This window comes from Botrimarina colliarenosi, assembly GCF_007859955.1.
GTDB lineage: Bacteria > Planctomycetota > Planctomycetia > Pirellulales > Lacipirellulaceae > Botrimarina > Botrimarina colliarenosi.
Genome location: NZ_SJPR01000001.1, coordinates 2,067,107 through 2,080,178 on the forward strand (window position 1 = coordinate 2,067,107; position 13,072 = coordinate 2,080,178).

The following is a 13,072-nucleotide window of genomic DNA, read 5'->3' on the forward strand; positions in this document are numbered from 1 at the left end:
ACTAGCAAAACCGGACCCGGCCGACTCGCGTTTGCTAGCCCACCGTCGCTTAACCGGCACAGATTGCCGGGGCGATGCTAGCACGGGCCGCTAGCACGATTAAAACAACCGACCCTGCGGCTCCGGCGCCAGCGGCTCGGCGTTCCAGCCCCGGCTGCACAGTTCGTCGACAAACGACCGCGGCCCGTGCGTGCAGAGCACGCGCGAAGGCTCGACCCGCTCGACGAACTCTAGCAGCTCGGTGAAGTCGGCGTGGTCCGACAACGGCAGCGCGTGGTCGACCGCCAGCCGGTAAGGCGCCTTGCCCGCCGCCCAGCCCGTCACCGCGATCGATGTGACGGGGCCCAGGCCGGCGACGCGGTGGTTCTTCATCCCCTTGGGGAGCGTCACCACGGCGTGTCCCTGGAGCGGGCGTCCCTCGTAGCGGGCGACATCGGCGTCGCCGGTCGCCAGCGTGACGCCGCACGCCTCGTAGACGCGGCTCATCTCCCACACCACAGGGTGTTGCAACACCGGGACGCCGTGCGTGGTGAGGATCTTGGTCACCTCTTGGCTCTTGCCGAGAGCGTACGCGTGAATCACCGGCGTCCGGCCGGCGGCGAACGCCTCGTGCACCACTTCCAGCAGACGCTCGATCACCTCGCGCCGCGGCGGCAGGCGGTACTCGGGACGGCCGAAGGTCGACTCCATGACGAGCCAATCGGCGTGGCGCGGCTCGCATGGCGCGGCGGTGAGCGACTCTCCAAGCTTAAAGTCGCCCGTGTAGAGCAGCGAGCGCTCGCCGTCGTCGGCCAGCAGCATTGCCGAGCCGAGGCAGTGGCCCGCCCCCAAGGCGGTCAGCCGCAGGCCGCCGTGGTCGACCGCCTCGCCGAGCCGCATCTCTTGCACCGGCAGCCGCCCCCGCCCCGGCCCGCCGAGCCGGGCCTGGTACAGCCGGCCGGTCTCGGGCGTGCAGAGCGCCAGCTGGTGCCGGGCCATGTGGTCGGCGTGGGCGTGCGACACGAACGACCGCGCCTGCCGACGCCGCACATCGACCCAGAGCCGAGCACGGGTCAGCAGCAGTCCGTCTTCGTAGGTGAACAAGGCGCTAGATTGCGGAAATCGGATTGCGGAATGCGGAGTGACGCGTAAGCGTGCATAATATCGCCCCCAAAGCGCCGGCGTCGGCGATTCCACAATCCGAATTCCGCAATCCGCATTCCACTGCATGGGTTGGCTCGAAATCCTCGTCCTCGCCGTCGTCCAGGGGCTCACCGAGTTCCTGCCGGTCAGCTCGTCGGGGCACTTGGTGGTGGGCAACGCCCTGCTGCAAACGCTCGGATCGCCCCCGGTGAAGGACCTGGTGGAGGTGAGCATCGCCCTGCATATGGGGACGCTGGCAAGCGTGCTGGTCTACTACCGGCGCGAGATCGGGCGGCTGATCGGCGCCGATCGCCGGGTCGCCCCGCTGCTGATCTTCGGCACGATCCCCGCCGCGCTGGTCGGCATCGCCCTGAAGAAGGGGCTGCCCGACGCCATCGCCGACGGGCTGCTCGAGAACGTCCTGGTCGCCGCCGTGATGTTCCCCGTGACGGCCGCCATCCTGGTGATTGCGTCGCGGCGGCCGGTGGGCGACTTGAATTACACCCAGCTGACCCGCGGCAAGGTGCTGGCGATTGGCGCCGCCCAGGCGTTCGCGATCCTGCCGGGCGTCAGCCGCAGCGGCTCGACGATCGCCGCGGGGCTGGGCGTGGGGCTCGACCGCCAGAGCGCTTCGACGTTCGCCTTCTTGCTCGCGATCCCGGCGATCCTCGGGGCGGGATTTCTTGAGGCGCTCGACGCGGTCGAGGCCGGGACGACCGGCACGCCGATGGTGCGGTTGGCGGCTGGCTTCGGCGTTTCCTTCATCGTCGGCCTCGGCGCGCTGGCGCTGCTGATCCAGTTCGTCCGGCGTGGCAAGCTCGCCGTGTTCGCCTGGTACCTCGTGCCGCTCGGCTTGGCGGTGATTGCTTGGCGGCTGGGCGTCTTCGGCCCCGTCACGGGGAGTTGAGTCCGTGACAGAAGGATGGCCCGACTACGAGCTGATCGATTTCGGCGGCGGCCGGCGGCTGGAACGGTTCGGCGAGCTGTTGCTCGACCGCCCCTGCCCGGCCGCGGGCGATGCCGCCACGGCGTCGCCCGCGAGCGCCTGGAAAGAAGCGACCGCCCGCTACGACGGCGCCCGCGCCACCGACGGTGACTGGACGCCCAAGCCGAAGAAGTGGGCCGGCGACCAAGCATGCCGCGTCCCGCTCGGCGAAGACCAGGCCTTCACGCTCGGCCTGACGCCGACCCCCGCGGGGCAGATCGGTGTGTTCCCCGAGCAGCTCGCCAACTGGCGCTGGATCGCCGACCGGACCGCGCGGCTCGCCGCGGCGCGCCCCGACGAGCCGCCGCGCGTGCTCAACCTGTTCGCCTACACGGGCGGCAGCACGCTCGCCGCCGCCGTGGCGGGCGCTACGGTGACGCATGTCGACGCGTCGAAACCGTCGGTTGAATTGGCGAAACAGAACGCCGAGCGCTCGGGCCTCGCCGCGGCGCCGATCCGCTGGATCGTCGAGGACGTGCCCCGCTACTGCCAGCGCGAAGTGAAGCGGGGCTCACGCTACGACGCCGTAATCCTCGACCCGCCCACCTACGGCCACGGCCCGAAGGGCGAGGCGTGGCGGCTGGAGCGTGACCTGCTGCCGCTGCTCGAGCTCTGCGCGACGCTCGTCGACCGGACGCCGACGTTCTTCCTAGCCACCTGTCACACACCGGGCGTCGGCCCCGCCGAGCTGTCCGCTTATCTTTCCGACGCGATCGTCGGCCACTGCGGCCAACCCCCGGCGAGTAATCGCCTGTTCCTTACGACGGCGTCGGGTCGCAAGCTCGAGAGCGGCGTCGCGGCCCGCTGGCCGCGGTAGGGCGAACCTGTGGTAGACTGGAGGGGTCCCTCAATTCAGAGCCGTAGAATTATGACGACACTTCGCGTAACGATGATCGACGACAAGCCGGCAGTCTTTCTGCCCGACGACTTGGCGGCGCGCCTTGGCGTAATCGAAGGAAGTGAAATCGTCTTCGAAGACGGAGTCCTTCGCCCCACGGACGATGTCATCGAGAGCCAAGTGGCTACTTTCAAAGCGGTCATGGAGCGTCGTCGCGACGTGCTACGCCGGCTCGCCGAGTAGCACGCATGAACGAGCCCCAATGGATCCAGACTGAGGCGATTCGTCGCGCTCACGCTGCGCAATTAGCCGAACACGGCGGCCAGGAGGGGCTGCGTGATCCAGGCTTGCTGGAATCCGCTCTCAATCGCCCCAGAAATCTTTGGGCATACTCTCAACCTCGGCCCGACATCGCTGCCTTGGCGGCGGCGTATGGCTTTGGCTTAGCGAAAAACCATCCGTTCTTTGATGGCAACAAGCGGACGGCTGCCGTGGTCTGCGAAGGTTTCCTGAACGAGGAAGGCTACGCGCTCATCGCCAGTGACGACGACTGGTACGAGGCGGTCCTCGCCCTCGCCGCCGGCGAGCTCTCCGAAGAGGCCTTCGCCGAATGGCTCCGCCAGCACACCCAACCGATCGCATGACCGACGAAGTTGAGAACCAACCACGCCGCCGCTGGTGGCGAGTCATTGGCCTCGTCGCCCTAGCGATCGTGCCGCTGCACCTGGCGATCGACGCCGCCTACTCGGCCTACGTCGCCCGGGCGGCGGCGGGCTGGGAGGCGACGACCGACCGCAACGCCGACGGCGTCCTCGAAGGCTGCGAGTCGTACGACCTCCCCGCCGCCGGCGACGCGCCCACCAACACGGCCATCCTGCTGGTGCACGGCACGAACGCCTCGCCGCGGCATTACGACTACATCGCGCCGGCGCTCGCCGAGCGGGGTTACCACTGCCGAGTCGTGCGGCTGCCCGGCTTCGCCGAGCCGGTAGCGAAGTACAGCCAGACCACGGCGGCGCAATGGCTCGCCACGGTGCGCGATGAACTGGCTTCGCTCCGCGGACGCTTCGACCGGGTCGGCGTCGTCGGCCACTCGCTCGGCGGGGCGGTGACGATCGGCGTGCTGCTCGACGATCCAGACGCGGCCGACTTCGCCGTGCTGCTGGCGCCGGCGATCAAGGTCTCGAGCGCCCGCAGCCCGCTGCTCTCGACGCGGGCGTGGCATGAGATCTCGGAATGGACGTTCGTCTTCACGCACGTTCTGCACTCGCCCTTCCCGCTCGACTGCCGCGACCCGGAAAAGACGAGCCACCCTGGCGGCACGCCATTCACGCCTAGGGCCGTTGTCGACCAGCTCTTCACGCTGATGGACGCCAACGCCCCGCGGGCGGCCGACCTCACGACGCCGGTGATCGTCGTCGTCGCGGGCGACGACCACATTGTCGATACGCCCGCCATCGAGGCTTACTACGAGCAGATCGGCGCCACCGACAAACGCCTCGTAGAGCTCCCCAAGAGCGGCCACGAAGTGACGCTCGACTGGGAGTGGCGTGACGTTGTCAATGCAATCACGGAGGGCGTTTCAATGGGAACGCAAACGGCGTCTCGCCCTACCGACGACGCTTCTGGGGCCGCCCATTAACGGGCTCTCTGAGCGATCCGGAGTGAGTTTTTGGTAAACGCGAGGGCGTTTAGTCGACTCAGGGAGTCGGGTGAGCTATGCTTTCCGTGCTTGCCGACATCTCCGTCACGGCCTTATCTGCTATGGCGGGGCTACCGTCAGCCTGACCGGCGTCACGTCTTCGTTGTAGAGGCGGTCGAGGCTCAGCAGACGGTCGCGGCTCGGCAGAGAGTCGGCGAGTTACCTCTTATCTAAAAGTGACTACTTCACACGTCGGAACTGAGCCATGACCGCCTTCCGTACTCTGCCCGCTCTCCATGGGGCGTCCTTGGCGGCCCTCGTCGCGGTCTTGCTTGCGGCGCCGTCCGAGGCGCAGGAATCGGACTATCAGGTTCCGGTCAACCGCCGCGACCTTCCCATCGCCGCGCCGTGGCAGCCAGCGATTGAGACGCTCGACGCGCGCGATGCCAAAGCGCCGCCCGTGTTCGAGGTGAAGGCCCCCAAGGGCGCTCCCAACGTGGTGGTCATCATGATCGATGACCTTGGGTTCGGCGGCACGAGTGCGTTCGGCGGCGTAACGAAGACGCCGACCTTCGACCGCCTCGCTAGGAACGGCTTGATGTACAACCAGTTCCACTCCACGGCGCTTTGCTCTCCAACGCGGCAGGCTCTGCTGACCGGTCGCAACCACCACAGCGTGAACATGGGATCGATCACGGAGATCGCCACGTCGTTCCCGGGGCAGACCGGCAAACTCCCTGAGAGCTGTGCGAAGCTGCCGGAGACTCTTCGGCTGAATGGGTATAGCACCGCCCATTTCGGCAAGTGCCACGAGGTGGCGGCGTGGGAGATCAGCCCGTCTGGTCCGCTCACTCGTTGGCCAACCCTGTCGGGCTTCGACAAGTTCTACGGGTTCCTGGGCGGCGAGACCAACCAGTGGTCGCCAGCGATCTACGACGGCGTGACGCCGGTCGACAACCCGGCTAAGGGCGACCCGAATTACCACTTTATGAACGACATGACCACGCAAGCGATCAACTGGGTTCGCTCGCAGCAGTCGCTCACGCCCGATAAGCCGTTCTTTGTGTACTTCGTTCCCGGCGCGACCCACGCGCCTCACCACGTGCCCAAGTCGTACATCGAGAAGCACGAAGGGGACTTCGACGAAGGATGGGACGTGATCCGTAAGCGGATTTATGAAAACCAGAAGCGACTGGGCGTGATCCCCAAGGGGACGGAGCTGGCCGACAAGCCGAAAGACATCAAGGACTGGGACAGCCTGACAGCGGATGAGAAGAAGCTGTTCGCACGTCAGGCCGATGTGTTCGCCGCTTTCCTCGACATGACCGACACGGAGATTGGTCGGCTAGTTAGCGCGATAGAGGAGTTGGGAGAACTCGACAACACCCTGATTGTGTTCATCGCCGGCGATAACGGCACGAGCGCCGAGGGCGGCATGATCGGCATGTACAACGAGATGACTTACTTCAACGGCGTCGACGAGACCGTCCCCGACATGCTCGAAAAGTACGACGAATGGGGCGGCCCCAGCACCTACCCCCATATGGCGGCCGGCTGGGCTGTGTGCTTCGACTCGCCGTTCACCTGGACCAAGCAGGTGCCGGCCAACTACGGCGGGACCCGCCAGGGGACGGTCGTCCATTGGCCGGCGCGGATTAAGGCGAAGGGCGAGCTGCGCGACCAGTGGCACCACGTGATCGACATCGCGCCCACGATCCTCGAAGCGGCCGGTCTGCCGCAACCTCGCACGGTCAACGGCGTGGGTCAGCGCCCAATGGAGGGCGTCAGCATGGTCTACTCGTTCGACGACGCGGAGGCCGCCGACCGCCACCTTGTCCAGTACTTCGAAATCATGGGCAACCGCGGCCTCTACTACGATGGTTGGTTCGCGGGAACCGTGCACATGTTCCCGTGGGCGCCGCCGCGCAACACGTTCGAGAACGACGTGTGGGAGCTGTACCACGTGGCGGAAGACTTCAGCATGGCGAACAACCTCGCCTCGAAGCATCCCGAGAAGCTGGAGGAGTTGAAGGAGATGTTCTTGACCGAGGCGCTCAAGTACAAGGTGCTGCCGCTCGACGACCGCCGCCAGCTACGGGTCAACGCGAAACTGGCCGGCCGGCCGACGCTGATGGGTGACCGCAAGTCGCTCACGGTGTACGAGGGCCTCGGCTTTCTGCCGGAGAACGACTTCATCGACACCAAGAACACATCGTTCGAGATTGTCGCGGAGATTGACAACACGGCAAGCGACGCTGGCGGGGTGATTGTCAGCCAGGGCGGCCGCTTCGGCGGCTGGAGTCTGTATGTTCACCAAGGCAAGCCGGTCTATACCTACAACTTCCTCGGCCTCGAATCTTACTCCGTAACTTCCGACACGGGCCTGCCGGAGGGCAAGTCAACGATCAAGTTGGCATTTGAGTACGACGGCAAGAATGGCGACGGTCAGCCCAAGCTGGGAGCCGGCGGGACGGCGACGCTTTCGATTGATGGGAAGCAAGTCGGCACAGCGAAAGTCGACAAGACGCAGTTCGCAATCTGGTCGGCGGACGAGACCGCAAACGTAGGCCTCGACCGCGAAACCTCGGTCTCTACCGACTACGACGAGGAGTCGAGCAAGTTTAAGGGGAAAATCGAAAAGGTCACGATCAGCTTGAAATAAGGCGGCCGCTCAGCAGATGCTTTCCAGACGAATTGCGAACCCTAGCGGAGTTCCGGCAGCCGCGATCGGTGCACGGTTAGGTCCGTCCGGTGAGAGCGCAGCGGCGCCGTACGGAAATTGCCGGAACCCGACACCGATGCGAGTTCGGACGCTGCCAGATCTGCCCCGGGGATGAAGTCCTCTCTAGCTTGTGCGTTCGGCCCAGCTGCGTCAGTCGGATCGGCGCCGTCAGATTCATCTTTGGAAATGGGCAGACCGCGTCGCTGACGCCGACAAACGGCCCACCGTGAAGGCAACGCCGACTGCTCAGGGCGACGCGTCTTCCGCTTCGTAGCGATTCTCGTCGCCGAGCCATTCGGCCAGGTAGCGCAGGTGCGCCATGTGGTCTTCGCCGGTGTCGCCCGCGGCGCCCCAGAGCGTGAACCCACCCCGGGAAGCCGTGCGGGTGAACCGCAGCGGGCCGAGGCCCGGCCGGTCGATCGCCGTGGCGGTGAGGCCCAGGTGAGCGAGGAGCTCGTCGCCCGTCGCACGCGTGCTCTCGTACGTTGGCGTCGCCACGTCGGAGTGGGTGAAGGTGAAGGTCTTCTTCCCGGCGGCGGCCAGCTCGGCGAAGGTCTTGTAGTCCACCATCTGCGCATCGACCGGCGTCCCGTTCTCGTCGGTCGAGGCATAAAGCGAGTCGGCCGCCAACAGCACGTCGATCGCGTCTCGATAGCGTGGCTGCTTGAGGATTTCGCGGACGGCGCCGTAGCCCGCACTGAACGAGCTCACGGTGAGATGGTCCCAATGGGCCGCCGCGCCGAAGTCGTCCTCCGAACGCAGCTTGGCAAGGGCTGCGTCTGACAGCGTCTCAAAGAGCGCCGGGTCGGAGAACGGCGTGCTATAGACGCTCGACAGCCCCGGGTAGTTGACCGTGACGACGACAGCGTTGAGCTTGGCGTAAGCGGCGTTGTTCCAGACCGTTTGGGGGTCGCCGTGAAAGTGGATCAACCGATCGACGGCGCCGCCGGCGCGTGGTTCGTAGGTTGCAGGAATGAAAAGTTTCCACTGCGGGCGATCGAGCGCGATCTCCCGCCCCGTCGCCACCGGCAACTGAGCCGTTGCGGCGGAGGCAAGCACAAAGAACGCGACGGCTGCTTGGGTAACCGGTTTTGTCATGATGAGCGCCTGCGTAGTAGCTCGGCGAGGCGGCTGGTTCCTTCGACGTGCTCCATCCCGGGTAACCGGGCCAGTTGGCGTCGCAACGGGAACGTCACCTTCGTCCCGCGCAGGTCGAGTCGCTTGAGGCTGGCCAGCCGTGTGAGCCGCATCGCTCCCCGGTCGCCCACAGCCGTGTCGGCCAAGTTGAGTGTTTCGAGAAAGGGCAGGTGGGCCGGGTCGGCCGTCAACTCGGTGAGCTCGGCGTCGCCGACAGGACGGCCCGACAGGTCGATCGCCTTGAGCCGGTCGGCCATCTGGGCGAAATCATCGCCGATGGTCCCCTCGAGCCACTCGAGCGTCTCCACGACGAAAGTCCCGCCACAGCGCTCGACCAGCTCGATCGCGTCGCGCTGGGCGACGTAGACCGGCACCTGGGCGCCGATCCACGGGAGCCGCTTGCCGTTCCGTTTGGCGTACTCGACCGCCTCGTCGAAGGCCCGCTGCACCTCAAGAAAGTCGCTCATGGCGCCGCCGTGGTCGGGGTGCGCCTCGCGGGCCTTCTGGAAATAAGCCTGCTTGACGTCTTTCTCGGTCACCGGCAGCGACAGGCCGAGTCGTTCGACGGCGGCCGGCCGCTTCTTGTGGGCGTGGCCGCGGGAGGAGTCGTCGGGCGGAGGGAGCGTCGACATCGCAGTTTGAGCTCGAGGGCTTGGCGGCCGCTAGCTACGGATTCTACTCCGCGGCCAGCGAGCCGGGGGCGAGGAGAGGGCTACCGGGCGCCAGGAGACCCGACGCCCGCCGGCTCACTGCCGCACGGTGGCCATCCCGGTAGCGTTGTGGCCACTCCCGGGGCCGGCTATAATCCGCTGCTCTACCCCCCATCCTACCCAATCCCCCGCGTCCGCCTGGCGGCCATGCGTGCCTGCCCTCGCTCCGCCGGAGACCTTCCGCCATGCGGTTCTGGCTGCTCGACAAAATCGACGAGTTCGTCGCCGACGAGCGTCTCGTTGGCTCGAAACAAGTCAGCTACAGCGAGGAGTACCTCCAGGATCATTTCCCGGAGTTCCCCGTGCTGCCGGGTGTCTTCATGCTGGAAGCGGCGACTCAGGCCTCGGCTTGGCTGCTGCGGTTGAGCGAGGATTTCGCGCACAGCATCACGGCCCTGAAAGAAGCCAAGAACATCAAGTACGCCGACTTCGTCCGGCCCGGCTCGTGTCTGACCATCACCACCGAGTTGATGAAGAAAGATGAGCGTGAGGCGACTTTTAAAGTCACCGGCAAAGTGGGCGACAGCACGAGTCTTTCGGGGCGATTGGTGCTTGAGAGATACAACCTGGCCGACAACGACCCCGCTTTGGCCGAGGTCGACGCTCACGTCGTCCGCTACCTGCGGTCGATTGAATCGGTAATGAGGCTCACCGGCGTCCCCGCGGGGGCGACGGCGTAGCCGAAACAGTAGCGAAGCAAGCGGCGCCATCACGGCGGACGACTTCAACCTTGGAAGGAGCCCGACGCGACGGCCCTTCGACCCTTAACGATTTACGAGAAGACGAGAAACGGTATGCCCACCAAAGAAGAGATCTTCGCCAAGGTCCAAGAGGCCCTCGTCGACGCGTTGGGCGTCGAAGAGGACGAAGTCACTCCCGAGGCGACGCTCCAAGGGGACCTCGACGCCGAGAGCATCGACTTCCTGGACATCGTCTTCCGTCTGGAGAAGGCCTTCAACATCAAGATCGAGCGCGGCGAGCTATTCCCCGAGGACATCCTCACCGACACCGCTTATGTCGCGGATGGCAAGGTGAACGCCGAGGGGATCGCGAAGCTCAAGGAGCGGATGCCCTTCGCCAACCTCTCCGCCTTCGAGAGCGACCCGCAGGTGCAGAAGCTCGGCAAGCAGCTGACCGTGCAGGACATGTGCGGTTTCGTTGAGTACAAGCTTGCGAAGGCTTGAGTCTTGAGCGACCAGGCTTGAGAAGTAGTGGCGGCGGAGCCGCCGTAGGGAACGCCCTCCGTGGCGTTCCAAACGCTACGGACAACGCGAAGCACCCGCCCACATGGAACGCCGCAAAGGGCGGTCCCTACCACCCTTTCTCAAGCCTGTAGCCTCAAGCCTCCCCACCTCTCGATGCGCTGGTTCTGGGTCGATCGATTCACCGGCTGTGTTTCTAGGCGGTGTCGGCTTGGCTACCGCCAAGACCTCCCCTCGCTTACCGTCCACCGCCTCCTGCCCACTGCCTACTCATGAGATGGTTCTGGGTCGATCGCTTCACCGAGTACGTCGCGGGGTCGCATGCGCGCGGGGTGAAGGGCGTCACGCTTTCGGACGAGTTCATCCACGGCCACTGGGACATTTACCCGGTGCTGCCCAACTCGCTGATCGCGGAAGGGATGGCGCAAACGGCCGGCCTGCTCGTCAGTGAGATGTACGGCTTCAAGGAGCTGGTCGTCCTCGCCAAGTTCACCAAGCTGACGTTCAACACGGCGGTGCGGCCGAGCGAGACCCTTGAGTACCACGCCACGATCGGCCGGGCGCTCGACGCGGGGGCCCAGTGCACGGTGACCGCCACCGCTCGGGGCGTCGGGGGCGAGCGCGAGCAGGCGGTGGCCGAAATCTTCTTCGCCCGCCTCGCCACCGGCGCCGACTCGGACGCCGCCGCCAAGGGCCTGCCTGCCCGCCTCTTCGACCCCGCGGACCTCGTCCGCTGGCTGCACGTGACCGGCGTCTTCCAGGTCGGCGTCCGCCAGGACGGCAGCCGCATGCAGCCCGCCGATTACGGGCTGCCGGTGCTGGTGTGAGGAGATTGGGGACAGGGGACGAGGCCGTGCCTGGCCCCTCCACTTCCCTTGCCCCGCCTGGCGCCGGCAGAAAGAATCGGGGTCGCTAACAAGCCCCCCCTCGTCCCCCGTCCCGAACCCCCTCGCCCCTCCACTCGCCATGCGTCGCGTCGTCATCACCGGTATGGGCTGCGTCACGCCGCTCGGTCACACGGTCCCCGAGCTGTGGAGCAACCTGCTCGAGTGCAAGAGCGCCGTCGGTCCGACGACGCTGTTCGACGCCAGCTCGTTCCCAACGCGGATCGGCGCCGAGGTGCGGGACTGGTCGGTCGCCAAGGTCGGGCTCGATCCGGCCGAGTGGGAGCTCCGTGGCCGCCACACCCGTTTCGCCGCCGGCGCCGCCAAGCAGGCGATGGACCAGTCGGGCGTCGCGGGCTCGGTCGACCCGACGCGGATGGGCGTCTATCTCGGCGCCGGCGAGGGGCAGCAGGACTTCGATTCGTTCGCGCGGATGATGACCGTCGCGATGAAGGGGGGGCAGCTCGACATCGCCCGCTTCGTTCAGGAAGGGATCAAGACGCTCGACCCGCAGCTCGAGCTCGAGCAAGAGCCCAACATGCCGGCCGGCTACCTGGCGGCGATGTTCGACGCCCAAGGCCCCAACAGCAATTGCCTCACGGCGTGCGCGGCCAGCAGCCAGGCGATCGGCGAGGCGACCGAGATCCTCCGCCGCGGCGACGCCGACGTGATGCTCTCGGGCGGCTGCCACAGCATGATCCACCCGTTCGGCGTGACCGGCTTCAATCTGCTGACCGCCCTCAGCGAGCGGAACGACGAGCCCGAGCGCGCGAGCCGTCCGTTCGACAAAGGCCGCGACGGCTTCGTCCTCGGCGAGGGGGGCGCCATGGTGGTCCTCGAAGAGTACGAGCACGCCAAGAAGCGCGGCGCGACGATCTACGGCGAGCTGCTCGGCTACGGCGCGACGGCGGACGCCTTCCGCATCACCGACACCCACCCCGAGGGGCGCGGCGCCACGACCTGCCTGAACATCGCCCTGGCCGACGCGAAGCGGAACCCCGACCAGATCGACTACGTCAACGCCCACGGTACGAGCACGTCGGTGAACGACCGCGTCGAGTCGCTCGCGCTCAAGCAGGCGATGGGCGACATCGCCTACAAGACGCCCGTCAGCAGCACCAAGAGCATGATGGGCCACCTGATCGCCGCCGCCGGCGCCACGGAGCTGATCATTTGCCTGCAGGTGCTGGCCGAGGGCGTGATGCCGCCGACGATCAACTACGAGACGCCCGACCCCGACTGCGACCTCGACTACATCCCGAACAAGCCGCGCGAGAAGAAGTGCACGACAGTGCTGTCGAACAGCTTCGGCTTCGGCGGGCAGAACGTCACGCTGATCGCCGGCAGCGTCTGAGGCTCCGCCGCGTTCCCCCCTCCCTTTCAGGGAGGGGCCGGGGGAGGGTGAAACCGTTCAGGACAGGAGAGCCTTCCTGTGATGAGCGCGAAGACCCTCCCCTAACCCCTCCCCTGAAAGGGAGGGGGATTCTTCCTGTTCTTGCGACGGTGTCGCCACGATTGGGCGATCCTCCCTCCGAAGCCAATCCGCTGACGCCGAGGCAGCTCCGAAGTCGCTGAGGCGATGTCCAACGCGGGGAGCTAGGTAGCCACTTCCTGGATCTCGCAGCAGTATTCCGAAACTGCGGGAGGTGTCCCTGCTGCCAGGAGACCGCTGCGACTTCCCGGCTGGGCAAAGCCGCTGGTGTTGGTCCAACTTCGGCGACATCCCCAACTCCCTCTTTGTTGTACCCACGGGGCTGACATGAGTTCGCAGCCCACTTATTCCACCTCGACGACCACCTGCCTGATCTCTCCTGTGAAACGGAAGGGCGG

13 protein-coding genes are annotated in these 13,072 nt (G+C 66.2%); 10 read left to right on the forward strand and 3 right to left on the reverse strand.

The features are described 5' to 3' along the window. Positions 1-99 precede the first annotated feature (99 nt). The gene (locus tag Pla108_RS08195) at positions 100-1,083 is read right to left on the reverse strand and encodes an MBL fold metallo-hydrolase RNA specificity domain-containing protein (RefSeq protein WP_197526356.1); all 984 of its coding nucleotides are present in this window, start codon (positions 1,081-1,083) and stop codon (positions 100-102) included. A 124-nt stretch (positions 1,084-1,207) separates the two neighbouring features. Between Pla108_RS08195 and Pla108_RS08200 the strand changes: the two genes are divergently transcribed. From Pla108_RS08200 to Pla108_RS08225, 6 genes are all read left to right on the forward strand, one after another. Beyond that, positions 1,208-2,029, forward strand: coding sequence for an undecaprenyl-diphosphate phosphatase (locus Pla108_RS08200; RefSeq protein WP_146444371.1), 822 nt, complete (start codon positions 1,208-1,210; stop codon positions 2,027-2,029). Between the two features lie 4 nt (positions 2,030-2,033). Next, positions 2,034-2,924: a class I SAM-dependent methyltransferase gene (locus Pla108_RS08205; RefSeq protein ID WP_146444372.1), complete on the forward strand. Its 891-nt coding sequence runs from the start codon at positions 2,034-2,036 to the stop codon at positions 2,922-2,924. 51 nt (positions 2,925-2,975) lie between these two features. Beyond that, entirely contained in the window at positions 2,976-3,188 is a 213-nt protein-coding gene (locus Pla108_RS08210) for a hypothetical protein (protein WP_146444373.1), read from the forward strand. Positions 3,189-3,193: 5 nt separating this feature from the next. Next, on the forward strand, positions 3,194-3,589 hold the full coding sequence (locus tag Pla108_RS08215) for a type II toxin-antitoxin system death-on-curing family toxin (protein ID WP_146444374.1): 396 nt from the start codon (positions 3,194-3,196) through the stop codon (positions 3,587-3,589). Then, the gene (locus Pla108_RS08220) at positions 3,586-4,587 is read left to right on the forward strand and encodes an alpha/beta hydrolase (protein WP_197526357.1); all 1,002 of its coding nucleotides are present in this window, start codon (positions 3,586-3,588) and stop codon (positions 4,585-4,587) included. Before Pla108_RS08215 ends, Pla108_RS08220 begins: the two co-directional genes overlap by 4 nt. Before the next feature lie 265 nt (positions 4,588-4,852). Continuing rightward, positions 4,853-7,249, forward strand: a complete 2,397-nt coding sequence (locus tag Pla108_RS08225; RefSeq protein ID WP_146444376.1) for an arylsulfatase — start codon at positions 4,853-4,855, stop codon at positions 7,247-7,249. Between the two features lie 306 nt (positions 7,250-7,555). On the opposite strand, the gene Pla108_RS08230 is transcribed toward Pla108_RS08225, so the two are convergent. Both Pla108_RS08230 and Pla108_RS08235 read right to left on the reverse strand, forming a co-directional pair. Further along, positions 7,556-8,407, reverse strand: a complete 852-nt coding sequence (locus Pla108_RS08230; RefSeq protein WP_146444377.1) for a hypothetical protein — start codon at positions 8,405-8,407, stop codon at positions 7,556-7,558. Further along, positions 8,404-9,078 (reverse strand): hypothetical protein, encoded by a 675-nt coding sequence (locus tag Pla108_RS08235; RefSeq protein ID WP_146444378.1) that lies wholly within the window; start codon positions 9,076-9,078, stop codon positions 8,404-8,406. The genes Pla108_RS08230 and Pla108_RS08235 overlap by 4 nt, the downstream gene beginning before the upstream one ends. 263 nt (positions 9,079-9,341) lie before the next feature. On the opposite strand from Pla108_RS08235, the gene Pla108_RS08240 reads away from it, so the two are divergent. The 4 genes from Pla108_RS08240 (at position 9,342) to Pla108_RS08255 (ending at position 12,596) form a co-directional block, all read left to right on the forward strand. Beyond that, positions 9,342-9,836, forward strand: a complete 495-nt coding sequence (locus tag Pla108_RS08240) for a 3-hydroxyacyl-ACP dehydratase FabZ family protein (RefSeq protein WP_146444379.1) — start codon at positions 9,342-9,344, stop codon at positions 9,834-9,836. Between the two features lie 114 nt (positions 9,837-9,950). Beyond that, the gene (locus Pla108_RS08245; RefSeq protein ID WP_146444380.1) at positions 9,951-10,340 is read left to right on the forward strand and encodes an acyl carrier protein; all 390 of its coding nucleotides are present in this window, start codon (positions 9,951-9,953) and stop codon (positions 10,338-10,340) included. Between the two features lie 290 nt (positions 10,341-10,630). Beyond that, positions 10,631-11,185 (forward strand): beta-hydroxyacyl-ACP dehydratase, encoded by a 555-nt coding sequence (locus Pla108_RS08250; RefSeq protein WP_146444381.1) that lies wholly within the window; start codon positions 10,631-10,633, stop codon positions 11,183-11,185. A 139-nt stretch (positions 11,186-11,324) separates the two neighbouring features. Beyond that, the gene (locus Pla108_RS08255; RefSeq protein ID WP_146444382.1) at positions 11,325-12,596 is read left to right on the forward strand and encodes a beta-ketoacyl-[acyl-carrier-protein] synthase family protein; all 1,272 of its coding nucleotides are present in this window, start codon (positions 11,325-11,327) and stop codon (positions 12,594-12,596) included. The last annotated feature ends 476 nt before the right edge of the window (positions 12,597-13,072 follow it).